We start from the raw sequence: 22,811 nt of genomic DNA on the forward strand, positions 1-22,811 counted from the left end.
GTTAGCCGCGCGGGCGTCGTCCACCCAGGGCACGGCTGACATCGCCGGCCTGCTTCAGGGTGGCCCGGAGCTCCTTGGGCAGCGAGAAGAGGAGGTCTTCTTCGGCGGTGACGACTTCCTCAACCGAGCCGTAGCCGTAGTCCGCCAGCAGGCGGAGGACGTCCTGCACCAGCACTTCGGGTACGGATGCCCCGGACGTCACACCAACGGTTGCGACGCCTTCGAACCAGGCCTCGTCCACTTCATTGGCGAAGTCCACCCGGTAAGAGGCTTTGGCCCCGTATTCAAGTGCAACCTCCACCAGCCTTACGGAGTTGGAGGAGTTGGCCGACCCCACCACGATGACCAGGTCGGCCTGGGGTGAGATCTTCTTGATGGCCACCTGGCGGTTGGTGGTGGCGTAGCAGATGTCGTCGCTGGGCGGGTCCTGCAGGGTGGGGAACCGGTCCTTCAACAGACGGACCGTTTCCATGGTTTCGTCAACGCTGAGGGTGGTCTGTGATAGCCAGATGACCTTTTCCGGATCCCGCACCGTCACCTGGTCCACTTCGTGCGGGCCATTAATGATCTGGATGTGTTCCGGAGCTTCACCTGCGGTGCCTTCGACTTCCTCGTGGCCGTCGTGGCCGATCAGCAGGATGTCGAAATCGTCCTTCGCGAACCGTACGGCTTCCTTGTGCACCTTGGTCACCAGCGGGCACGTGGCGTCGATGGTGCGCAGGCCACGGTCCTCAGCGGACTGGACCACGGCCGGCGATACGCCGTGGGCAGAAAAAATCACCAGTGCGCCCTCGGGCACTTCGTCGGTTTCATCAACGAAGATGGCGCCCTGCTCCTCCAGTGAGCTGACCACGTGGACGTTGTGCACAATCTGCTTGCGCACATACACCGGCGGGCCGTAGTGCTCCAGGGCCTTCTCGACAGCGATGACGGCACGGTCAACGCCGGCGCAGTAGCCGCGGGGAGCAGCAAGCAGCACCTTCTTGGTTCCGGATACGGGGGCTGCAGCAGCTACTTCCTCAGGAGAGCGGCGCCTACGCGGGATAGTGGGCATCGAAAGGGAAACAGCTGAGGGGGTCATTACTCAATTCTACCGGTTTGCCGGCATCCGCTTTCGCGCTATGAGGCCTGCCACAATCCCCACCAGCAGTAATACCCCACCGCTGACTGCCGCTGCCTGGGTCCACGTCTGGAAGTCGGCGGAAGACGCCGCTACGAACTCGTTCCGGAACATGTTCGCCACCTCGTTTCCGCTGTCAGCTGCCAGCACGGCAGCAGAGCCCAACTGCGCGCCGAACGCCCAGAGAGCCGCCAGAAGCAACGCGCCAGCTCCTGCACCCGCGAGTACCTTCCAGCGGCGGCGGGCGGCTACGAAGGCAAGCAGCAGCGCCACCGCCGATCCCCCGGCCAGCAGGTAGCCGGCCGGGGCATAGGTACTGAGTCGCTCGGTCCATTCCTTCTGCCCGGGCTGACCCACGCTGATCAGCGTTTCCTCCGGCGGATCCAGGGGAATCCGGGTGGTGCGTGATATTTCCTCGGCGCCCAGCGCCACCAAGGGCGCGACGTCGAGGGTCAGGGAGGATGCGGGTGCTTCAGCGCCGGCACCTGTACCTGCGAAACTCAGGCGGTGGCTTTTCCGCAGCGTTTCTTCCCACGCAGCGGAGTAGCCGGGAAGACCGGTCAGGGACTCTGCGGCACCTTCCAGAACGGGCCGGACCAGGTCCGAGAGGAAGCCCGGGACGGCGCTGGTGTCGATCGTCCCGATTGCCGCCGCTGCCAGTCCCTGCTGGAACTCCGAGTTCCTGCCCAGCGGCGCCGCCAGTTCCACGAAGCCCTGCTCCTGGACGATGTTGCGGTCCAGCCAGATGGCCGGCACTGCCACAGCAGCAAGCAGTACGGCCAGCACGATGGCAGCAGCGGAAACAAAAGTGCGCACGGCAGGTCCTTCAGATCGATGGCGGTCCACCCATCCTAGGCGGGCAATCCGGCCCGCCACTGTCAGCCCCGCGTGCTACAGCTTATGGATAAGGTTGAATGACCGCCGCACAACAGACTGCCGCACAACAGACAAAGGACCCCATGCCTGCAGCTCCAGCTCCGCAAGGGAGCCCGCATGTCTGAACAGACCTCGCTTCCGGTTTCCGGGCAGAAGATGGCAGCGCCCACCACCCTGCCTGCGACGGCGGCGGAAACTACCCCGGACAATCCCTGGCCGCTGCAGCTCCTCTCGCAGAAGCTGAAAGCCCACATCGACCGCACCCCGTCGGCGTGGGTTGAAGGCCAGGTCATCGAACTGAACCGGCGCGGCACCAACGCCTACCTCACCTTGAGGGACGTTGACGCCGAAGTTTCGCTGCCTGCTTCGGTGTGGACCAAAGTGCTGGAGCGCCAGAATTTGCCGCTGGAGCGCGGTTCCCGGGTAGTGGCCCTGCTGAAGCCGGAGTTCTGGATTAAGACGGGCAGGTTGAACATGCTGGTCCGGGACATCAGGCCTGTGGGCTTGGGCGATCTTCTCGCCCGGATCGAGCGCCTGCGCCAGGCTCTCTCCGCCGAGGGGCTTTTTTCGGACTCCCGCAAGAAGCCGCTGCCCCTGCTGCCGCACCGCATCGGCCTCATCACCGGCCGCGACTCGGACGCCAAAAAGGACATCCTGCGGAACGCCGCCCTGCGCTGGCCTGCCGTGGAGTTTGAAATCCGCGAAGTGGCTGTCCAGGGCAACACTGCCGTGTCCCAGGTGGTCCGTGCCCTTCGGGAGCTGGACTCCCGGCCAGAGGTTGACGTCATTGTCATCGCCCGCGGCGGCGGCGCCCTCGAAGACCTGCTGCCCTTCAACAGCGAAGAACTCATCCGCGCCGTGGCGGCCGCCGCCACCCCGGTGGTGAGTGCCATTGGCCATGAGGCGGACAGGCCGTTGCTGGACGACGTCGCCGATCTTCGCGCCTCCACCCCCACGGACGCCGCCAAGCGGATTGTGCCCGAAGTATCCGAAGAACTGGCAGGTGTGCGCCAGGCCCGGGAGCAGCTGCGCCGGTGCATGGAACGCCTTGTGGACAGGGAAACGGACCGCCTGGCGTCCCTCCACTCAAGGCCGGTACTGGCTGCGCCCGAGGCCCTGGTGACCGTCCGCTCGGACGAAATTGAGCGGCTGCTCCGAAGGTCCTCCGCGGCGGTGAGCTCCACCGTGGTGCGCGCAGCCGACCAGCTGGAGCACCTGAAGGCCCAAGTGCGTGCGCTGTCACCGCAGAAAACGCTCGACCGGGGCTACGCCGTCGTCGAACTCGCAGATGCCCTGGCCGCAAGCCGCGGCAGCTCAGGGCATGCGGTGGTGCGCCGCCCGGCCGAGGCGCCGGCGGGAACGCCGCTCTCGGTCCGGGTTGCAGAAGGCCGCTTCGGCGCAACCTCCACGGGCGCACTTGAACAGCACAGATCGGAAACCGGAGAATCCAATGACTGAACAAAAGCCAGGAAACGACGTCGCAGCGCTGAGCTATGAGGAAGCGCGCGAACAGCTCGTCGCTGTGGTGGGCAGGCTGGAAGCGGGTGGCGCCAGCCTTGAGGAATCCCTGGCCCTGTGGGAACGCGGCGAAGCCTTGGCGGCGCGCTGCGAGGAGTGGCTGGAAGGGGCACGGAAGCGGCTGGCCGCTGCCCGCGACCAGCCGCTGTAGACACCATGCTCAGGATCGGATGATCAGCTCCCGCTCGGTGGCGACGTCGAACTCGGCCTTGGGCCACTCAAGGTTCAGCCCGGCCAGTGCCCCCAGGAGCAGCTGCTGCACTGCGATCCGGGCGTACCACTTCTTGTTGGCCGGAACCACGTGCCAGGGCGCGTCCGGAGTGCTCGTTTCATCGATGGCAGCCTGGTACGCATCCATATAGTCCTCCCAGAACGCCCGCTCATCGAGGTCGCCCCGGCTGTACTTCCAGTGCTTGGCCGGGTCGTCCAGCCGGGCCAGCAGCCGCGCCTTCTGCTCTTCCCCGCTGATGTGGAGCATCACCTTGACGACTTTGGTCCCCGAATCCGCAAGACGTCCCTCAAACTCATTGATTGCCACATAGCGGCGTTTGATCTCATCGGGGCTGGCCCAGCCGTGGACGCGGTGAATAAGCACGTCCTCATAATGGGAGCGGTCGAATACGCCCATCATGCCGGCAGCAGGCACTTCCTTCTGGATCCGCCACAGGAAGTCGTAGGACTTCTCCTCATCCGTCGGAGCCTTGAAAGCCTTGAACTGGATGCCTTGGGGGTCGGTGGCGGCCATGACGTGGTTTACGATTCCGCCCTTGCCTGCCGTGTCCATCGCCTGCAGGATCAGGAGGATCCGCTTCCGTCCGCCAAAGCGTGACTCCGCAAAAAGCTTCTCCTGCAACTCGCCCAGCTCGTCGTCCAGGTCCGCCAGGAGGGCCTTTCCGTCTACCTTGCTGCCGCTGTAGCCGGGAGTGGAATCGGGATCCACGTTTGCCAGCGAGAACCCCTCCCCCGCCCGAAGGGTCTCGGAGGGGTGCTGGTCGAATTGGACGACGCCGGCCATGGGGAATCCTTTCCGCGAAGGTTCACGGGACCGAATCGCCCGTGTCCACAGGCTAGTTCCCCTGATACCTGCTTAGGAAGTCCCCCATCCGCCCGACTGCCTCTTCGATGTCCTTGACGTTGGGCAGAGTCACCATGCGGAAGTGGTCCGGGCGTACCCAGTTAAAGGCGCGGCCGTGGGAAACCAGGATCTTCTGCTCCCGAAGGAGGTCCAGGACAAACTTCTCGTCGTCCCGGATGTGGTAGACCTCGGGGTCCAGCCGGGGGAAGAGGTAAAGGGCGCCGCGTGCCTGCTGGGTACTGACGCCGGGGATGGCGTTCAACATGTCGTAGGCCTTGTTGCGCTGCTCCAGCAGTCGCCCGCCCGGCAATATCAGGTCGTTGATGCTCTGGTAGCCGCCCAGCGCCGTCTGGATGGCGTGCTGGGCGGGCACATTCGCGCAGAGGCGCATATTCGCCAGGAGGCTGATGCCCTCAAGGTAATCCGCCGCGTCCTTCTTGGGACCGGATATGGCCATCCAGCCGGCGCGGTACCCGCACACGCGGTAGGCCTTGGACAGCCCGCTGAAGGTCAGGCACAGGACGTGGTCGCCGGTGAGCTTGGCAAGATTTACATGGACGGCGTCCTCGTACAGGATCTTCTCGTAGATCTCGTCAGCGAAGATCACCAGCCCGTGCTTTTCGGCGAGGGCCACGATCCTCTTCAACGTCTCCTCCGGGTAGACGGCGCCGGTGGGGTTGTTCGGGTTGATGACCACGATGCCCTTGGTCCGCGGCGTGATCTTGGCTTCCATGTCCTCAAGGTCGGGCTGCCAGCCGGATTCCTCGTCGCAGAGGTAGTGGACCGGCTTTCCGCTGGCGAGCGCCACGGACGCGGTCCACAGCGGGTAATCGGGCGTGGGAATCAGGACCTCGTCACCGTCGTCGAGCAGGGCCATCAAGGACATGGTGATGAGCTCGCTGACGCCGTTGCCCAGATAGATATCGTCCACGTGGATGTTTTGGATGCCGCGGGTCTGGTAGTACTGCGAGACGGCGGTCCGGGCGGAGAAGATGCCCCGGGAATCGCTGTAGCCCTGGGCGTGCGGCAGGTGGCGGATCATGTCCACCAGGATGGCGTCCGGCGCTTCGAAGCCAAAAGGGGCCGGATTGCCGATGTTCAGCTTGAGGATCCGGTGGCCCTCCGCCTCCATCTGCTGGGCGGCCTGAAGAATCGGTCCACGGATGTCGTAAAGGACGTTGTTGAGCTTCGTGGACTGCTTGAATTCTGCCATCCATCAAATATGCCACAGTAAGGATGGGCTTCCGTTGAGACGTCAGCCACACCCTGCCCGCGCCGTGCTGGCGACTCACCACCCAGGGAATTACGACGGCGGCTGCCGGCCAGGGAGGTCAGAGACCCCGCGAAGTCCGGCAGCCGCCGTCGTACTGGTATCAGGACGTGAAATCCTACTTGACGATGCCCTTGTCCTTGAGCCAGGCGTCAGCCGCTTCCTTGGCGCCCTGTTTTTGGCTGCCGCTGACTGCACGGTTGAGGTTGACCAGGTCCTCGGTGGTGAGGATCCTCGAGACCGAGTTGAGCGCTTCCTTTGCCTTGTCCGTCATCTTGGCCTCGTTGTAGAGCGGGATGACCTGCTGGGCGATGAAGTTGTTCTTCGGGTCCTCGAGGACCACCAGGTCGTTGTCGGTGATGGACGGGGTGGTGGTGTAGATGTCCGCCACCTGCACCTGGTCTTCGAGAAGTGCCTTGAGCGTCACGGGGCCACCGCCGTCGCTGAAGGGCTCCAGCTTTTTGGGCTCGCAGTTGTAGTTGCTCTTCAGGCCGGGCAGCCCGTAGGCGCGCTCAGCGAAGGTGGCCGGGGCTCCCACCACAATCTCGCTGCAGACCTTGGCCAGGTCCTCGATGGACTTTAGCTGGTACTTCTCCGCTGTTGCCTTGGTGACCACCATGGCGTCCTTGTTCTCGGCCTTGGCAGCTTCCAGCACGGCGAGGCCGTCGGGCAGCTTGTCCGGCAGGGCCTTGGCGATCTCGTCCGCCGAGACCTCCTTGGCTTCCTTGTCAACATGCAGCAGGAGGTTGCCGGTGTAGTCCGGAATCACGTCCACCGACCCGTCCTGGACGGCCTTGAAATAAACCTCGCGGGAGCCGATGTTCGGCTTGGTGGTGGCCGTGACGCCAGCTGCATTCAGCGCCCCTGCGTACAGCTCGGCGATGATCTGGCTCTCGGGGAAGTCCGCGGAACCTATCACCAGGGAGGTGGCTCCCCCGGACGCCGTGCCGCTGGTTGCCGGGGCATCGCTAAGCGGATCGGACGATCCACCGCAGGCGGACAGCGCCAGGGCCAGGCCGATTCCAGCGGCCACCCCGCCGAATGCCCGCCTGCCAAAGCTTTGTGGTCGGCTTTCTTTCATGACTTACCTCCTTGTGCCACAGTCTCCGCGACAACGGGGTCTGTGAGATCGACCGCAGCCTGCTGACTGCGGTGGGACTGCTTCGAGGCCCCTGTTGTCAGGAACAGCCTCTGGAATAGGGCAAGGACAAGATCGACGCTGATGGCCAGTGCGGCGATCAGCAACGATCCTCCAAGCATCTGCGGGAAGTCGCTGAGGACGAGTCCATCGAACAGGTACCGGCCCAGGCCGCCCAGGTTGATGTAGGCCACCACAGAGACGGTGGCGATCACCTGCAGCACACCTGTCCGGAACCCGCCGAACATCACCGTCAGGGCGTTGGGCAGTTCGGCCCGGAACAGGACCTGGAGTTCAGTCATCCCCATGGCGCGGGCGGCGTCCACCACGTTGCGGTCCACGCTGGAGATGCCGGCATAGGTTCCGGCCAGGAGGGGCGGCACGGTAAGGATCACCAGCGCCCAGACGGGAGGCATCAGTCCAATTCCGGCGAGCAGGACAAACAGCGTGAGCAGGCCCAGTGTGGGAAGGGCCCGCAAAGCACCGGCGAGCGCCACGATGGCCACCCTGCCCCTGCCGGTGTGGCCGACGTAGAGGCCCACCGGGACGGCAATGGCGGTGGCGATCAGCATCACGAGCCCCGTGTATTGCAGGTGCTCGCCCAGCCTGGCGGGGATGCCGACGCTCCCGGTCCAGTGCAGCGGGTCGACCAGCCAGGCGAAGGTGTCGGAGAAGACGTTGCTCATGCGTTTCCACCTCCAGTTTTCGGTGCGGAGAGGCGGCGGGCCGCGGCGACGGGCTCTGCTGCGCTGCCGCCGGCCGGTTGCGGCCCGCGTCCTTGCCCGGCCCGCTCCCACGGAGTGAGCAGCCGCTCAAGCAGGACCAGGATGGCGTCCATCAGCAGCGCGAGGACCAGGATGGCAACGATGCCCACCATGATTTCTGTTACGAAGCCCCGCTGCAGCCCTGAGGTAAAGAGCATGCCCAGGTTTCCCACGCCCAGCAGGGCAGCCACACTGACCAGCGAGATATTGCTGACCGAAACCACCCGGAGGCCGGCGAAGAGTACGGGAAGGGACAACGGGAGATCCACGCGCAGGAACCGGGCGAACGGCTTGTACCCCATGGCGACGGCGGCCTGGCTGACGTCTTTGTCCACGGAGTCGAAGGCGTCCAGGGCAGCCCGCACCAGCAGTGCCACCGCGTAGATGGTCAGGGCTACCACCACGTTGAGTGGGTCAAGGATCCTGGTCCCCAGGACGGTGGGCAGGATGATGAACAGTGCCAGCGAAGGAATCGTGTAGAGCAGCGAGGACGCCGTGAGCACCACCGAGCGGAGCAGCGGATGCTGCCGCGCCAGCTGCGCCAACGGAATGGAGATCGCCAGTCCCAGGACCATGGGCACCAGGGCCAGCACCATATGCTGGCCGGCCCGTTCCAGGACCATGCCGCTGTTCGCGAGGAACCACTCCATCAGAGCGCAGCCTGCCTGACCTGGCGCGCCTCTTCGATGAGGGCCAGGACTTCACCGCCCCTGACAACGCCGAGTACCCGGCCCTCGGTGTCGACGGCCACGCCGAGGCCGGACGGTGAGGACAGGGCCGCGTCCAGGGCGCGGCGCAAACTTTCACCCGGGCGGAAGAGTGATCCGCCGGGAATGAGACCGCCGCCGTTTCCGGGGCCGGTCCAGCCCAGCGGACGCCCGTCGGCATCCACCACGAGCTGCCAGCCGGGGGCCGTGGAATGGGAGTCGAAACTGCCGTGGGGACCGCGCACCACCGTCGGCACCTGGTGCACGGCCACGCCGTCGGACGGTGTGAATCCCAGGTGGCGGAACCCGCGGTCCCGCCCAACGAAGGCAGCCACGAAGTCGTTGGCCGGCGCCCGCAGGATCTCCTCCGGCGTGGCGTACTGCGCGAGCTTCCCGCCGGTGGCAAAGACGGCCACCTTATCGCCAAGGGTTGTGGCCTCGTCGATGTCGTGGGTGACGAAAACGATGGTTTTGGCCAGGTCTTTCTGGAGCCGCAGGAGTTCCTGCTGAAGTTCGTCGCGGACCACGGGATCCACCGCGCTGAAGGGTTCATCCATAAGGAGTACAGGTGGATCGGCGGCGAGTGCCCGGGCCACGCCCACGCGCTGCTGCTGGCCGCCGGAGAGCTGTGATGGGTAGCGCTTCCCCAAGGCGGGGGCCAGGCCGACGACATCGAGCAGTTCCTCGGCGCGTTTCCTTGCGTCGGACCTGGCCACTCCGTTCAGCCTGGGCACGGTGGCGATGTTGTCCAGCACCGAGCGGTGAGGCAGGAGTCCGGAAGACTGCATAACGTACCCCATGGAACGCCGCAGGTCCGGGGCGGGGACCGAGGTGACATCCTTGCCCGCCACGGTGATGACACCCGAAGTAGGCTCGACCATGCGGTTGATCATGCGCAGCGAGGTGGTCTTTCCGCAGCCGGATGGCCCGACAAAGACGGTGATGGAGCCTGGGCTGATGGACATGGTGAGCTGGTCCACGGCCGGTTGTCCGCCCTGGTACTGCTTGGTGACGCTCTGAAACTCGATCATGGCCTGGTCCATGGTGCGGACTTACCTGTTCTGTTGGACGGCTTCGGAAAGCAACGCGAAATGTCACAGCACGCTGATAGTTACGGTAACCCAAACCGGACGTTGCAACACCTGCAGCGCACCCCAATTCGGGCAAAGGAATCCCTACTGTAACTATTCGGGGCCGGTCCTCTGCCGGATGGGGGGTGTTCTGCCGGAACAGCGGGCACGTGGCCGGGCAGGACATACCGCAGTCTGGCCACCCGGCCTAAAGTGGAGAGGTGACCAACTTGGAAGTTTCCCCCCAGCAGGAAGTCTGCCCGCCGGCGAGCCGGGAAGGGAGCTCCGGCCCCTGCCTGCAGCTGTGGCCCGGGCGTGAAGTACCGCTGGGCGGGGTGCGCGCCATGAATGTCCAGCGGACGCTGCCCCAGCGCGGGCTTCCGACCATCGGCGCCTGGTGCTTTTTGGACAGTTTTGGCCCGGACCGGACTGCGATGTCCGTGCTTCCGCACCCGCACATCGGGCTCCAGACAGTGACCTGGCCGCTGGCCGGGACTATCCGGCACCGGGACAGCGTGGGCAGTGACGTGGTGGTGAGGCCGGGCGAGCTGAACATCATGACAGCCGGGCACGGCGTTTCCCATTCCGAGTTTGCCGTGCTGCCGCCGGAGGGCGGGCTGCCGCTGCAGCGCGGCCTCCAGCTGTGGGTAGCGCTTCCGGACGGGCAGCGGCACCGGCAGCCGGCTTTTGAACAGCACCGCAACCTTCCTCAAGTCGCCGGCGACGGCTTCACCGCCACCCTCATGGTGGGCGAATTGGGCGGTGTTGCCTCACCGGCCACCATGTATTCCCCGATTGTGGGAGCAGACATTTCCGTTGAGGGAAGTGCAGTGTTACCCCTCAACGAGCACTTCGAACACGGCATCCTGGTGCTCGACGGCGGGCTGACGCTGGACGGGCAGGACGTTCCGCCGGGACCGCTGGGCTACCTCGGCACCGGCCGCCGGGAACTCCGGGTTGAGGCGATGCCTGGCACCCGTTTCCTCCTGATCGGCGGCGAGCCGTTCCAGGAGGAGCTCCTTATGTGGTGGAACTTCGTGGGACGCACACACGATGAAGTAGAGCAGGCCCGGGAAGAGTGGGAAGCGCAGGCAGCCCTGCCCGACGTAGACACGGCGGCAGCCCGCTACGGTCTGGTCCCGGGGCACGGTCCTGACGCCGGCGCCGAGGCGGGCCGCATCCCTGCTCCGCCGCTGCCCGCAGTGCGGCTCACGCCGCGGAAGCGGGCTGTGTAGCGGCTTAGGCCTGTTCTGCCAGCAGCTGCAGCACGCCGAATACCGGATCCTGGTCCAGGATTCGGACATCCGTCACGCCGGCTTTCGCCAGGTGCCGCCGGAATGCCTCCTGCAGGGGCACGACGTTCATGCCCAAGCCGCTGCCCAGGATGACGGGACCCGGGATGCCCAGCTGCTGCAGTACCTGCAGCGCCAGCGCGGCGAGGTCCCGGCCTGCCTGCTCCAGCAGTTCCTGGCTTGCCGGATGCCCTGCCGCTGCGGCTTCCACCACGTGCCGGGCCTGCTGCGCCCAAAAGCGGCGGCCGGTGTCCGGCGAGTGGAACTGCGCAATGAGGCGGTTGGGGGTGTCAGCCCCGCAGGAGGCCAAAAGCGCGGCAGTCAGCTGATCCACCGGAAGGCCCTGGTTCATCCGCCGCAAGCTGTGGCGCACTGCTTCGCGGCCCAGCCAATAACCGCTGCCTTCATCCCCGAGAAGGTAGCCCCAACCGCCCGCCCTGGCCTCGCCGCCGTCGGCATTCCTGCCCCACGCCGCTGATCCCGTGCCGGCGATCACCGCCACGCCGGTGCTGGCGTTGCCGGCCGCGAGCAGCAACCGTGAATCATGGACCACAGTGATCCGGGCGCCGGGAACGTGCGGTTCGATCAGCGCAGCAAGGGCCGCCGCGTCTTCATCCGTATCGATGCCGCCGGAGCCTGCGTACACATGGGACACATCGCCCCCGCCAATCCGGGCGAAAAGGCTGGCCAGGTTGCGGGCTGCCTCATCGCGCGTGACGTTCTGCACGTTCGAGCTGCCTGCCGACTCATCCGCTACCGGGGTCCCGTTTTCGAAGCGGACTCCGCGGGTCTTGGTCCCGCCGATATCCAGGCCGATGATCACGCCGCGTGGCAGGTCGTGGGGCGGTGTCAGCGGATGAGCGGGCCGGGCGGAGGAGTTTTCCGTGTTCGTCACGTCACAAGAGTACTGGCCACAGGGCTACCGGACGTCCGTGTCGGGCCAGCCGGCGCCGGCCAGCCCGGACCGTCGCTTCACCAGCCCCGCCAGGAGATCCGGCCCCTCCGCGAGGACCATTTCGCGAAACAACCGGACAGCTGCCGGTTCAATTTCGGCCCTGCGGTGCCGCCAGCTCAGGCCAACATCACGGAAGGCCAGGGCCGAGTCAAGGGGCACTTCCACCCAGCCGAGGTTGCCCGTTTCCGCGCTGACGTTCCGGCCGGGAGCGTCGTCTCCCGGGGGCAGGATGCTCACCCCGAGCCCGGCCGAGACAAGGCCCCGGGCAGTGTGCGAATCCTGGCTTTCGAAGGCGATGCGGGGACGGTACCCGGCCTCACGGAACAAGGCATCGGTCAGCGAGCGCATGCCGTAACCGGGACCGAGCGCCACGAACGGGTCGGAGCGGATATCAGCGACCGAGGCCATTGGACTGCCCGCGAGCGGGTGGGTGTGGTGAACCACCAGACGCAGGGGTTCCCGGTACAACGCGGCAGACAGCAGGTGGCGGCCTGCCGCGGCAACGGGTGCAGTCAGGGCAAGGTCGGCATCTCCGGCCGCCAGCTCGGCCAGGCAGGAGTCCCGAGCTCCCTGGCTCAGCGTAAAAACTGCGCCCGGGTGATGGCTGCGGAAGGCGCTGATGAGGAGCGGGAGCGTGGACTCGCCAAAGGTGTGCTGGAACGAGACGGAGATCCTGCCGCGGACCACATCGGACTCGTTGCGGACCACGTCCAGACCGGCCTGGAACTCGGTCAGTGCCCTTTCGATATACGGCAACAGGGACCGGGCGGCGGGGGTGAGGCGCACTCCCCTGCCGTCCCGCACCAGGAGTTCGGTGCCGACGACGGCGCTGGCCCGTGCCAGTGCCCTGCTCACCGTGGACTGGGGTACTCCGAGGAGTTCGGCGGTTTCGGTGACGTGCTCGGTCCGGCCCAGTTCGGCCAGCAGCGGCAGGAGTGGAAGAAGCTGCACCAGCTGTTTGTGGTCGGGCTCCATGCTCCTCCTGGTTCGCCGGTGGCGGGCGGTTGTTCCGGATTTGATATGAGTCTGGCACAAAAGATGCATTGGAGGCGTTCCTGTGGCGGCACTACGCTTGCCAGATGCCCCACAGCCTTCCGCATCCAGGCCACCCCACCTCCCCGGCGGGCTGGGAGGGGCACGCGAAAGGCTCGACGGCGTATGGCCGGATCATCGCCGGCCTCGCCTTTGCCGGGGTTGCCACCTTTGCCCAGTTGTATTCCACCCAGGCTGTCCTTCCGATCCTTGCCACAGACCTGCAGATTACGGCCGCAGAGGCGGCGCTCACCATCTCCCTGGCCACCGTGGGGCTGGCGTTCACAGTGATCCCCTGGTCCTTCCTCGAGGACCGGATTGGCAGGGTCAAGGCCATGACGTGGGGAATCTCGGTGGCCACCGTACTGGGCCTGCTGGTTCCCCTGTCCACCAGCTTCGCCATGCTCCTCAGCCTGCGGCTCCTCGAAGGGATGGCCCTCGGCGGGATCCCGGCCATCGCGATCGCGTACCTCAACGAGGAGGTCACCAAGGCCCACGCAGCGGTGGCAGCCGGAAGCTACGTAGCGGGCACCACGCTGGGCGGCCTGGCCGGCCGGCTGGTGGCCGGACCCGCCGGGGAGCTGTGGGGCTGGCGTGCCGCCGCCCTGGCCGTGTCCATTCTTGCCACCCTCGCCGCGGTCGCTTTCCTGCTGCTGGTGCCGCGGGCGCGGGGATTTACCGCCGTGAAGGCTCCCGGCCTTCGCGGAGCTGCGCGCACCCTGGGCGGCCACTTGCGCAACATCCGGCTGCTGGCCCTCTACATCCAGGCTTTCCTGATGATGGGCGGCTTCGTGGCCGTCTACAACTACCTGGGGTTCCGGCTCTCGGGAGCGCCCTTCAGCCTGCCAACTACGGTCATCAGCCTCATTTTCCTGGCCTACCTGTCCGGGACTTTCACCTCCCGCTGGGCTGCGGGGCTCACCATGCGCTTTGGACGCCGCAACGTGCTGCTCACCGGTCTTGCCCTGTCGACGGCGGGCCTAGCCCTTACCCTGGCGCCCTCGCTGGTGCTGATCCTCGCAGGGCTCGTGGTTTTCACCGGCGGCTTCTTTGCGGCGCACAGCATCGGCGCGGGCTGGACCGGCGCCATCGCCAGCACCGGACGGGCGCAGGCGGCCTCGCTGTACAACCTTGCCTACTATCTGGGGTCAAGTCTGATCGGCTGGGCCGGGGGCCTGCTTTTCCAGGCTTATGGCTGGAATGCCCTGGCCGCCGCCGTCATGGTCCTCGCCTGCCTCACCGCGGTGACTGTCGCCGTCGTCCATCCTGCTGTTTCTCCTGCCGCCCCTCCCAGGGAAGCCGGCGGCGCGGCCTGAACGGGACCGCCTGCGTCTAGGATGAACGCAGGAACTTTTGGAGGAGCCGCCGTGAGCACGAATGCCAGGAACGTCAGGCCGGGAGTGCATCTGGAGCCCCTTGATGCCATCGACGAACGCCTTCTTGCCGCCCTGGTGGAGGATGCAAGGATCTCCAACAAGCAACTTGCCGAACTTGTGGGCATCGCTCCCTCCACAGCGCTGATGCGGACCCGTGCCCTGACGGAGCGGGGCATCGTGCAGGGTTTCGAGGCGAAGCTCAACCTGTCATCCATCGGCAGGTCCGTGCAGGCCCTGGTCGCAGTCCGGCTGCGCGCGCACGACCGGGACCAGATCGACCGCTTTACCGCGCGCGTCCCGCACCTGCCGGCAGTGCTGTCCACCTTCCATACCTCGGGCTCCGTGGATTACCTGCTGCACATCGCCGTTGCCACTACCGAGGATTTGCGGGACTGGGTGCTGGATAACCTGGCCACCGATCCGGTGGTGGGCCATACGGAAACCACGCTGGTGTTCGAACACATCCAGGGCAACCACGGCCCGCTCCCGGAGTAGCCGCAACTGCGGGCTTAAGCCCGGGTGCGCACTGCGCGGCGGAGCGTGACCGCAGCCATAACAAGCGCGGCCGAGCCACAGAGCAGCACGAATCCGGCCACGGAAGCCGCCAGGCCGAACACGCCCGCGGCCCAGCCGAGCCCCAGAACCGGGACCGCGCTGCCGAGGTAGGTGATGACGTACATCGCGCTGATGGTCTGCGCCTGGCGGGCGGGCTCCACCCGGGCGGCCACGTCATTGAAAACAGTGCGGAAAGCGAGGCCCTGTCCCACGCCGGCGGCAAGACTGGCTGCCACCAGCAACACAGGACTGTTCCATGCCCCTGCGCCGCCGAGCAGGAGAACCGAAGCGCCGAGGACCGCCAGCCCGCCCGGGACAACGTAACGGCCGCGCAGGGTCACCAGCTGGGTCAGCGCAGACGCCCCAAGGGTGAGACCAGCCAGCACACCGATCACCGGCCGGCTCTCCACACCCAGGATCTGGGCGAAGTAGCCGGGAGCCAGCGAGAGGCAGAAACCAAAGACCGCGAAGCTGAGGAAGCCGACGCCGGAGGCCAGCCAGAACGCGCCCCTCGCCTCCCGCGTCACGGAAGGCCGGCGCGGTGCCAGCAGGTGCAGCGGCCTGGGGCCTGCCGGCGGCCGGATGGCAGGGCGGGCACGCAGGAGGTACAGCGGGACCAGCAGCGCTGCGAGGACTGCAGCATGAATGTAGTACGGCGCCGATGTGGCCCCGGGAAGCAGGGACAGGAACCCGCCGATGACCGGGCCTGAGGCCACTCCCCCGGCAGAAGCCAGCAGTGTGAAGCGCGAGGCCCATTCCGGGCGTGAGGGCAGCAGTTCCCGCAGGGCGGCGGCACTGGCGCCGGTGGCAAGGGCAACGGCAATTCCCTGCAGCGCCCGGCCCGCGCACAGCCCGGCCAGGTTCTGCGCCTCGGCAAAGAGCCAGCCGCCCGCCAAACCGGCAACAACGGCCACGATCAGGGCAGCCCTGCGCCCGATGTGGTCTGACCAGTGCCCTGCCAGCATCAGCGTGGCCACCAGAGCCAGCACGTAGCTGGTAAACGCCGCAGTGACGTCCAGCGGCGACAGTCCGAGTTCCGCCTGCAGGAGCGGGTACAGGGGCGTGGCGAGGTTGGCGCCCACCAGGAGCGTAAAGATGACGGCACCGGCCAGCACGAGGCGTGCAGTCACCGACGCATCCCAGCCGGCCGTGGTGGCTGGAGCCGGACGCATGCGGAGTTCGCTGAAGACCGTCATTGTGCCGCCTTTGCTGCTGCCGCGGCGGTGGTCCTTGTGGGAGCCCGCAGCGGGTGGACATGTGATAGCTCTAGGGTGCAGCATTTTTGCCCGTTCGAGCGGAATGTGGTGCCACAATTGAGCAGGATCATCAAATACTCAGTGCTGCAGTGACGGAGAGTGACCATTTGAACAATCTAGACCCCACCGACCTGAAGATCCTCCTGGAGCTCATCCGGGACCCGAGGATCCAGATCGGTGAGCTCAGCGATGCACTCGGGGTTGCCCGGAACACGGCGCAGTCACGGGTGCGGCGCCTGCTCCGGGCCGGGGTCCTGCGGTCCGGCGGCCGCGAGGTGGACCTCGAGGCCGTGGGATTCGACGTGGTGGCATTCGTGACTATCGAGGTTTCGCACCGTGAGCTGGACGGGGTGGTGGGTGCGCTGCGGCTGATCCCGCAGGTCCTTGAGGTGCATGAGATCTCCGGGCGGGGCGACGTCTGGTGCCGGGTGGTGGCTACCGATACCCACAACCTCCAGGCGGCCCTGCGGCAGGTCCTGAGGATCAAGGGCGTGATCCGCACCGAAACAGTCCTGGCGCTGCACACGCACATCCCCTACCGGACCGAGCCCCTGATCAGCGGCCTGGCCAAAGCTGCCGGGGCCAGCCAACACGCTCCGGCTAAAGCTCCACCGACCGCCGGGGCTGGGACGGACAGCTAGGATTTTCAGAATGGATTGGCTCTCGTACGTTACACAGATCAACTGGCTCGCCGTTCTGCTTGCCTTCATCGCCACCATGGCCATCGGCTTTGTCTGGTACATGCCGGCCGTCCTGGGGAACCGATGGATGGCCGCCATCGGCAAGACCGAGGACGATCTCAAGAACATGAGCGGCGGGGCCGGAGTCTGGGTCCCCATGGTGGTGGCGGCGGCCCTGACGGCGATCCTGCTGGCTGTCCTGATCAGCAAGCTCGGGCTGGACAATGCCCTGGCAGGGGGCTGGTTTGCCCTCGTGGTGGGGCTGGTCTTCCGTGCCGGCGGCCACGTGATCCACAACGGCTTCGCGGGCCGGCCTGCCGCTGTCACCCTGATCGATTCCGGCCACGACCTGCTGGCCATGACCGTTTCGGGCGCCATCATCGGGGCGATGTCCTGATGCCGCGCACCACCTTGGCGAAGGACAGCAGGCCATGACCATCATTGATAACGCCGTTTACGTTGACGGCGTGCGCCACGCCGAGCCCGAAAATCTGGAACAGACGTTCGAGACCCTGGCGCACCACGGCGGGATGGCCTGGATCGGCCTCTACCGCCCCACTGCCCAGGAAATGGCGGCGGTGGCCACGGAGTTCGGACTGCACGCGCTGGCCGTGGAAGACGCCATCTCCGCGCACCAGCGTCCCAAGCTTGAGCGCTACGAAGACAACCTGTTTACCGTCCTTCGGCCTGCCCGGTACCTGGACGCCACGGAGACCGTGGAGTTCGGCGAGCTCCATATCTTCACCGGCAAAAACTTCGTCGTTACTGTGCGGCATGCCGAGACGGCCGGCGTGGCACGGGTGCGGCAGCGGCTCGAAAGCAGGCCGGACCTTCTGCGGCACGGGCCCGAGGCCGTCCTTTACGCCCTGCTGGACCGGGTGGTGGATGACTACGGGCCGGTGGTGGCCGGGCTTGAAAACGACATCGATGAGATTGAAGACCAGCTCTTCAGCGGCGACACCACCGTGTCCCGCCGGATCTACGAACTCGCCCGCGAGGTGATCCAGTTCCAGCGGGCCATCCACCCCCTGCCGGACATGCTGCACCAGCTTGAGCGTGGTTTTGAAAAGTACGATGTCGAAAGCAACCTCCGGCACAACCTTCGTGATGTGGAAGACCACGTGGAGCGGGTGATCTCCCGGGCGGATTCCTTCCGCGACCTGCTGCAGAACGCACTGACACTGGACGGCACCCTCACAGCCAACCGGCAGAACGAGGCGAGCGCCGAACAGAACGAACAGGTGAAAAAGATTTCCTCCTGGGCGGCGATTTTCTTCGCGCCATCCTTCGTGGCCGGCGTCTACGGCATGAACTTCGACCAAATGCCGGAGCTCCACTGGGACCTGGGCTACCCGATGGCTATCGGTCTGATGGCCGCGACGGCTGGCCTTATGTACGCCATCTTCAAGAAGAAGGGCTGGCTGTAGGGGAAGGCACCCGGCCACGAGGGCGGCAGCCTACTTGACCGGGAGAAATTTGTGGAGCTAAGGGGATTCGAACCCCTGACCTCTTCGATGCGAACGAAGCGCTCTACCAACTGAGCTATAACCCCGGGAACCAGCCGCTTTCCTTCAGGTGCGGCACCGGTGAACCTAGGCTACAAATTTTCCTGACCCAATGCCAAACCGGCGCCGCAAAGCCGGGTTGAGGAACTGGGCCGGGACCAAAACTCAAGCGCGGCGGCGCTGCAGGACGTCGTCGAGATTGCTCAGCGCGCTCTGGGCCTTGCTGAGCTGCTGGGCATCCGGAGCCGCTGTGGCGGGAACAGCGGTGGCGCCCTGCTTGAGGGACGGCTTGCCGGTCGCCTTCGGGGCCTCAGGCAGCTCGAGCGGCTCAGGCGCGGGCCGCTCCGCCTTGGCCGCCTCGACATAAACCGGCTTGGGCACCTCCACAGGATCCCAGGTGCTGCTCGGTGCAGCCTGGACTGCGCTGGTGTCACCGGCGGCGACGGCGACGGCAAGTGCTGCCTCGCGCAGTTCCACTGCTGTCAAGGGCCTGATCTTCGGCTTGTCGGCCTCGGCGTCAAAGAGCGGGCTCTCCGCGCGCACGGGCGCCGCTTCAGGCTTCGGCGGGACGTGGGCAACTGCGGGCCGCGGAGCAGGTGCGCTCATCGCCGAGCGGAAAGCAGCGTTCACTTTGGCTTTGCGGTCCCGGACCGCCAACCAGCGGAGAAGGGCCACCGACCCCACTGTCAAGGCCGCGCAAGCGAGGGGAAGTGCTGGGGCGCCCAGTCCAAATGCCAGCAGTATCGCAGAGACAAACGCGGTCAGCAGGGAGACAAGTCCCACGAGGGCAAGAGCCGTCCGGCCGTATCGGATCCGGAACTGGCCCGTCGGCGCAGCGGTGGCTGTGGCCGTAGCGGATCCGGCGCTCTTCCTGGTGTCCATGGCTTTCTCCTGCTGGGCGGCGACCTTGAGAACCAGCCCTGCTCGCGGGTCCGGTATTTCATCGGCGGGGACGTCTGCCAGGAAGTCGCCGGCGGCTTGGAACTGGTGCCGGCGGTTCCGGAGGACGTAGGGGGCAACCCATACAATCCAGAGCACAACGGCAACCACAAGGATCACTGAGCTGCTAAGGGGGAAGTCCACACTCAAAACCGTATGAGCATCACGTCGGCTGCAGCCGCATTAGCACCGGTGTGTCGTGGCGTGGCTGACAAATCAATGGATTTATGACGGCCGGGAGGCAAGCCAGCGGTGCAACAGCCCCTCTGGAACTTCATCGGATGTCAAGGCAAAGGACCGGTGGTCGGCCCATTCGCCGTTGATGTGCAGGTAGCGCGGCCTGTATCCCTCATCCCGGAAACCCAGCTTCTCCACCACCCGCAGGCTTGGCCCGTTCTCGGGCCGGATGTTGATTTCCATCCTGTGCAGCCCCAGGGTCCGGAAGCAGTGGTCGGTCACCAGTGCCACAGCGGTGGGCGCTATCCCCCGCCCCGCCCGCGACTGGTCCACCCAGTACCCGAGAGTCGCCATCATGGCCGATCCCCACACGATCGACGAAACAGTCAACTGGCCCACGATCGCAGGGTTTCTGCTGGCGGGAACACGTTCCGTAATCACAAACGGAAGGGCCGTTGCCTGTGCCGCTTGCGCGTTCAGGGAACGGACCATTTGCCGGTAATCAGGGAGGCCTCCGGCCGGGTCCGGGTTGGAAGCTTCCCATGGCTCCAGCCATTGGCTGTTGCGGGCCCGCACTTCTGTCCACTCTTTTTTGTCCCGGTACCTGATGGGCCTCAGGACCAGGTCTCCGCACTCCAAAGTCACGGGCCAGATGGGGCCGGGGCGCACAGTGCTACTTGGACAGGCCGGCGGTGAAGCCCGGAAGCCACTCCCGCAGGCCGGGACCCAGGTCATCGCTGTCAATGGCGAGCTGCACGCAGGCCTTGAGGTAGCTCAGTTTGTCACCCGTATCGTAGCGGCGTCCCCGGAAAACGACGCCGTACACGCCTTGCCCCTCGCCCTCTCCGGCCGCGAGTTCCTGCAGGGCGTCGGTGAGCTGGATTTCGCCGCCCCGCCCGGGTCCGGTGCGTTCGAGGACATCGAAGACAGCGGGGTGCAGTACGTACCGGCCAATGACTGCAAGGTTGGAAGGGGCTTCCTCGGCGGAGGGCTTTTCCACCAAGCGGTTGACACGCACGTAGCCCTCGCCGTCGATCTCCTCGATGTCTGCACAGCCGTAGGCGCTGATCTGCGACGGCTCAACCTCGATGAGTGCGACGACGGACCCTCCCGTGTGCGCCTGCACCTCGATCATGGTGCTGAGCAGTTCGTCGCGGGCGTCAATGAGGTCATCGCCCAGGAGGACTGCGAAGGCTTCATTGCCCACATGCTGCCTGGCACGGAGGACAGCATGGCCAAGGCCGTTCGGGTCGCCCTGGCGGACGTAGTGGATGTCGCCCAGGTTGCTTGCAGCCTGGATGGACTCAAGTTTCGCTGTGTCGCCCTTGTCCTCAAGGGTGGACTCCAGGGTTGGTACGCGGTCGAAGTGGTCCTCGAGGGCCCGCTTGTTCCTTCCGGTGATCATGAGGATGTCGTTGAGCCCTACATTCACGGCTTCCTCGACCACATACTGGATGGCAGGCTTGTCCACGACCGGAAGCATTTCCTTTGGCATGGCCTTGGTGGCAGGCAGGAACCTGGTGCCGAGTCCGGCAGCGGGTATTACGGCTTTGCGAACTCTCGGGTTACTGGTACTCACCCGACTAATCTAACGTCAGCGTCAAGCATTCAGTAATTATTGACCGGCTGCCGGCCACCCTGCGGCCACAGCCCGCGCCGCCACAACCAATGGAGGAAGACAGCATGCTCGAGGACGCCAAGGCAATCAAGGCCAGGATCCGTACCGCCCACCGCCGGCGGCGGGCTGCCCTCACCCAGCAGCAGCTGGACGCGGCCGGGTCAGGAATCGCCCGCCACGGCGCTGACTGGGCGGCATCCATGACCGGCGGCGCTCCTGCCACGTTCTGCGTCTACTTCGGGGTCGGCGTCGAACCGCCCACTCTTCCGCTGATCAACGCACTCCACAACAACGGTCACCGGGCCCTGCTCCCGGTGTGCGAACCCGGGCGGGAACTGGCGTGGGTCTTCTGGAACCCGGATGCCGGCTTTGAGCAGAGCCGGTACGCGCCGATCCTGGAGCCCAAAGGCGACCGGCACGGACCCGATGTGGCAGGAACCGCAGCCGCCCTCTTCATCCCGGCCACCGCCGTCGACCTTGCAGGCAACAGGGTAGGGCAAGGCGGCGGGTACTACGACAAGTTCCTGGGCCATCTCGCCACGGCGGGGACGAATATTCCGCTGGCCGCCATCATCTATGACGAAGAGCTGCTCCCCGCCGGTGAAATCCCCGAGGAGGAGTTCGACCGCCCCGTCCCTGCCGTCCTGGCGCCTTCCGGAATCCGGCTGCTCGACGGCCACCACTGAAGCTCGCAGTCGAGCGCTGCGGGGATGATAGAATTAGCACTCAGGCCCTGCGACTGCTAAACGGTAACTCCATCCGCGCAGCACGGGACCTCTCGTTTGCCCAAGAGGAGGAGCACTAGTGCCAACGTACGCGTACGCCTGCAAGGATTGCGGCCATGCCTTCGACATCGTCCAGTCGTTTTCGGACAGCACTTTGACCTCGTGCCCCGAGTGCCAGGGGACACTGCGCAAGAAGTTCAATAGCGTGGGTGTCGTCTTCAAGGGATCCGGCTTCTACCGCACCGATTCCCGGGACTCCAAGGGAAGCACCGTCTCGCCGGCCCCCGCGGCAACGCCCGCTCCCGCTGCGGCGCCTGCCGCGTCCGCTCCGGTGGCTGCAGCCAGCTAAGCAGGCGTGTTCGACGCCGGCCCGTCCGGCTTGTCCACATAGCGCACCGCGCATCTGTCGCAGGTGTTCGCCCCCACCGTAGCCTAGGCGCATGCCTGCAAACCTTCTCCGCCCGGGCCGGGCCGGCTCCCGCTACCCGCGCACCCCTCGCCGTCCCGGCAGATCCGCAGCGGCCCGGTTCGGCGGGTGGTTGAGCCGCAACCGGCGGCTCGCCGTGGCGCTGCTGCTGTGCGCGGCTGCCTCCATCACCGTGCATCAGCTCACTCCCGCGCCCGTCCACACCGTCACCGCCCTGGCGGCTGCGAGGGATCTGCCGGCCGGCTCAGCGATGAAGGCGACGGACCTGGCCCATGTGCAGGTGCCGCCGGCCATGATGGCCGCGGGTTTCCTGGACGAAGAGAGCGAGTTGGCTGGTAAACAGCTGGCGGCTCCGCTGCGCAAGGGACAGCTGCTGACGGACGCCCAACTGCTCGGTCCCGGGCTCCTGGCAGGCACCCCGCCTGGCTCGGCCGCCGTGCCCCTTCGAATGGCTGATCCGTCCTCGATCCAGCTCGTCTCGCCTGGGCAGCTTGTGAACGTGGTGCTGACGGCGGGCAACGGCTTCGACCACCAGGCACCGTCCGAAGTCCTGGCAACAGCCGTGCCGGTACTGTGGACCTCCGGCAAGGGCGGCGGAAGCGGCCAGTGGCTGGGCACGGCCGAGACGGACGGGCTTATAGTGGTTGCGGCCAGTTCCGAGCAGGCTGCGCGGCTGGCCGGTGCTTCCACCCAGGGCAAACTGTTCTTCGTCCTCGTTGGCCCTTAGCCCACCCTG

At 66.0% G+C, this 22,811-nt stretch carries 25 protein-coding genes and 1 tRNA gene; 11 read left to right on the forward strand and 15 right to left on the reverse strand.

The window, feature by feature from the left end:
• Position 1: 1 nt before the first annotated feature.
• Complete coding sequence (locus tag AC50X7_RS05150; RefSeq protein WP_494978030.1) at positions 2–1,081, reverse strand: 4-hydroxy-3-methylbut-2-enyl diphosphate reductase; 1,080 nt, start codon at positions 1,079–1,081, stop codon at positions 2–4.
• 9 nt (positions 1,082–1,090) lie between these two features.
• Positions 1,091–1,936 carry a hypothetical protein gene (locus AC50X7_RS05155; RefSeq protein ID WP_494978031.1) on the reverse strand — a complete coding sequence of 282 codons (846 nt, stop codon included), beginning with the start codon at positions 1,934–1,936 and terminating at the stop codon, positions 1,091–1,093.
• Positions 1,937–2,113: 177 nt separating this feature from the next.
• Here AC50X7_RS05155 and xseA point away from each other — a divergent pair, with 177 nt between their 5' ends.
• Both xseA and AC50X7_RS05165 read left to right on the forward strand, forming a co-directional pair.
• Positions 2,114–3,454, forward strand: coding sequence for an exodeoxyribonuclease VII large subunit (xseA, locus tag AC50X7_RS05160; protein WP_494978032.1), 1,341 nt, complete (start codon positions 2,114–2,116; stop codon positions 3,452–3,454).
• Positions 3,447–3,665, forward strand: a complete 219-nt coding sequence (locus AC50X7_RS05165; protein ID WP_494978033.1) for an exodeoxyribonuclease VII small subunit — start codon at positions 3,447–3,449, stop codon at positions 3,663–3,665. Before xseA ends, AC50X7_RS05165 begins: the two co-directional genes overlap by 8 nt.
• Before the next feature lie 9 nt (positions 3,666–3,674).
• Here the strand turns inward: AC50X7_RS05165 and AC50X7_RS05170 are convergent, their stop codons facing one another.
• From AC50X7_RS05170 to AC50X7_RS05195, 6 genes are all read right to left on the reverse strand, one after another.
• Positions 3,675–4,529 carry a PPK2 family polyphosphate kinase gene (locus AC50X7_RS05170; protein WP_494978034.1) on the reverse strand — a complete coding sequence of 285 codons (855 nt, stop codon included), beginning with the start codon at positions 4,527–4,529 and terminating at the stop codon, positions 3,675–3,677.
• Positions 4,530–4,581: 52 nt separating this feature from the next.
• Positions 4,582–5,802 (reverse strand): pyridoxal phosphate-dependent aminotransferase, encoded by a 1,221-nt coding sequence (locus tag AC50X7_RS05175; RefSeq protein WP_494978035.1) that lies wholly within the window; start codon positions 5,800–5,802, stop codon positions 4,582–4,584.
• Positions 5,803–5,977: 175 nt separating this feature from the next.
• The gene (locus AC50X7_RS05180; protein ID WP_494978036.1) at positions 5,978–6,940 is read right to left on the reverse strand and encodes an ABC transporter substrate-binding protein; all 963 of its coding nucleotides are present in this window, start codon (positions 6,938–6,940) and stop codon (positions 5,978–5,980) included.
• Positions 6,937–7,683 (reverse strand): ABC transporter permease, encoded by a 747-nt coding sequence (locus AC50X7_RS05185; protein WP_494978037.1) that lies wholly within the window; start codon positions 7,681–7,683, stop codon positions 6,937–6,939. Before AC50X7_RS05185 ends, AC50X7_RS05180 begins: the two co-directional genes overlap by 4 nt.
• Complete coding sequence (locus AC50X7_RS05190) at positions 7,680–8,411, reverse strand: ABC transporter permease (protein WP_494978038.1); 732 nt, start codon at positions 8,409–8,411, stop codon at positions 7,680–7,682. The genes AC50X7_RS05185 and AC50X7_RS05190 overlap by 4 nt, the downstream gene beginning before the upstream one ends.
• Entirely contained in the window at positions 8,411–9,511 is a 1,101-nt protein-coding gene (locus AC50X7_RS05195) for an ABC transporter ATP-binding protein (RefSeq protein WP_494978039.1), read from the reverse strand. The genes AC50X7_RS05190 and AC50X7_RS05195 overlap by 1 nt, the downstream gene beginning before the upstream one ends.
• Positions 9,512–9,759: 248 nt before the next feature.
• On the opposite strand from AC50X7_RS05195, the gene AC50X7_RS05200 reads away from it, so the two are divergent.
• Positions 9,760–10,773: a pirin family protein gene (locus AC50X7_RS05200; RefSeq protein WP_494978040.1), complete on the forward strand. Its 1,014-nt coding sequence runs from the start codon at positions 9,760–9,762 to the stop codon at positions 10,771–10,773.
• A gap of 4 nt (positions 10,774–10,777) precedes the next feature.
• Here AC50X7_RS05200 and AC50X7_RS05205 read toward each other — a convergent pair whose 3' ends face one another.
• Positions 10,778–11,725, reverse strand: coding sequence for an N-acetylglucosamine kinase (locus AC50X7_RS05205; protein WP_494978041.1), 948 nt, complete (start codon positions 11,723–11,725; stop codon positions 10,778–10,780).
• Positions 11,726–11,749: 24 nt separating this feature from the next.
• Positions 11,750–12,760, reverse strand: coding sequence for a LysR family transcriptional regulator (locus tag AC50X7_RS05210; RefSeq protein WP_494978042.1), 1,011 nt, complete (start codon positions 12,758–12,760; stop codon positions 11,750–11,752).
• 104 nt (positions 12,761–12,864) lie between these two features.
• Here AC50X7_RS05210 and AC50X7_RS05215 point away from each other — a divergent pair, with 104 nt between their 5' ends.
• Both AC50X7_RS05215 and AC50X7_RS05220 read left to right on the forward strand, forming a co-directional pair.
• On the forward strand, positions 12,865–14,133 hold the full coding sequence (locus tag AC50X7_RS05215; RefSeq protein ID WP_494978043.1) for an MFS transporter: 1,269 nt from the start codon (positions 12,865–12,867) through the stop codon (positions 14,131–14,133).
• A gap of 51 nt (positions 14,134–14,184) precedes the next feature.
• Positions 14,185–14,688 carry an Lrp/AsnC family transcriptional regulator gene (locus tag AC50X7_RS05220; protein ID WP_307094416.1) on the forward strand — a complete coding sequence of 168 codons (504 nt, stop codon included), beginning with the start codon at positions 14,185–14,187 and terminating at the stop codon, positions 14,686–14,688.
• Positions 14,689–14,702: 14 nt separating this feature from the next.
• Here AC50X7_RS05220 and AC50X7_RS05225 read toward each other — a convergent pair whose 3' ends face one another.
• Positions 14,703–15,944: an MFS transporter gene (locus tag AC50X7_RS05225; protein ID WP_494978044.1), complete on the reverse strand. Its 1,242-nt coding sequence runs from the start codon at positions 15,942–15,944 to the stop codon at positions 14,703–14,705.
• 167 nt (positions 15,945–16,111) lie between these two features.
• Here AC50X7_RS05225 and AC50X7_RS05230 point away from each other — a divergent pair, with 167 nt between their 5' ends.
• Genes AC50X7_RS05230 through corA form a run of 3 tightly spaced genes read left to right on the forward strand, consistent with a single transcriptional unit; the run spans position 16,112 to position 18,111 of the window.
• The gene (locus tag AC50X7_RS05230) at positions 16,112–16,645 is read left to right on the forward strand and encodes an Lrp/AsnC family transcriptional regulator (RefSeq protein WP_494978045.1); all 534 of its coding nucleotides are present in this window, start codon (positions 16,112–16,114) and stop codon (positions 16,643–16,645) included.
• Positions 16,646–16,655: 10 nt separating this feature from the next.
• Complete coding sequence (locus AC50X7_RS05235) at positions 16,656–17,081, forward strand: DUF1761 domain-containing protein (RefSeq protein ID WP_494978046.1); 426 nt, start codon at positions 16,656–16,658, stop codon at positions 17,079–17,081.
• Positions 17,082–17,115: 34 nt separating this feature from the next.
• Entirely contained in the window at positions 17,116–18,111 is a 996-nt protein-coding gene (gene corA, locus AC50X7_RS05240) for a magnesium/cobalt transporter CorA (RefSeq protein ID WP_494978047.1), read from the forward strand.
• Between the two features lie 52 nt (positions 18,112–18,163).
• On the opposite strand, the gene AC50X7_RS05245 is transcribed toward corA, so the two are convergent.
• From AC50X7_RS05245 to galU, 4 genes are all read right to left on the reverse strand, one after another.
• Positions 18,164–18,236 (reverse strand) — tRNA-Ala (locus tag AC50X7_RS05245).
• Between the two features lie 118 nt (positions 18,237–18,354).
• Positions 18,355–19,272 (reverse strand): hypothetical protein, encoded by a 918-nt coding sequence (locus AC50X7_RS05250; RefSeq protein WP_494978048.1) that lies wholly within the window; start codon positions 19,270–19,272, stop codon positions 18,355–18,357.
• 81 nt (positions 19,273–19,353) lie between these two features.
• The gene (locus tag AC50X7_RS05255; protein WP_494978049.1) at positions 19,354–19,974 is read right to left on the reverse strand and encodes a GNAT family N-acetyltransferase; all 621 of its coding nucleotides are present in this window, start codon (positions 19,972–19,974) and stop codon (positions 19,354–19,356) included.
• Between the two features lie 4 nt (positions 19,975–19,978).
• The gene (gene galU, locus AC50X7_RS05260) at positions 19,979–20,884 is read right to left on the reverse strand and encodes a UTP--glucose-1-phosphate uridylyltransferase GalU (protein WP_494978050.1); all 906 of its coding nucleotides are present in this window, start codon (positions 20,882–20,884) and stop codon (positions 19,979–19,981) included.
• 104 nt (positions 20,885–20,988) lie between these two features.
• On the opposite strand from galU, the gene AC50X7_RS05265 reads away from it, so the two are divergent.
• From AC50X7_RS05265 to cpaB, 3 genes are all read left to right on the forward strand, one after another.
• A complete protein-coding gene (locus AC50X7_RS05265) occupies positions 20,989–21,609 on the forward strand; it encodes a 5-formyltetrahydrofolate cyclo-ligase (RefSeq protein WP_494978051.1) in 621 nt (206 codons plus the stop codon).
• A gap of 118 nt (positions 21,610–21,727) precedes the next feature.
• Entirely contained in the window at positions 21,728–21,997 is a 270-nt protein-coding gene (locus AC50X7_RS05270; protein WP_494978052.1) for an FmdB family zinc ribbon protein, read from the forward strand.
• Positions 21,998–22,088: 91 nt separating this feature from the next.
• Positions 22,089–22,802 (forward strand): Flp pilus assembly protein CpaB, encoded by a 714-nt coding sequence (cpaB, locus tag AC50X7_RS05275; protein WP_494978053.1) that lies wholly within the window; start codon positions 22,089–22,091, stop codon positions 22,800–22,802.
• Positions 22,803–22,811 lie beyond the last annotated feature (9 nt).

This window comes from Pseudarthrobacter sp. Hb11, assembly GCF_059383655.1.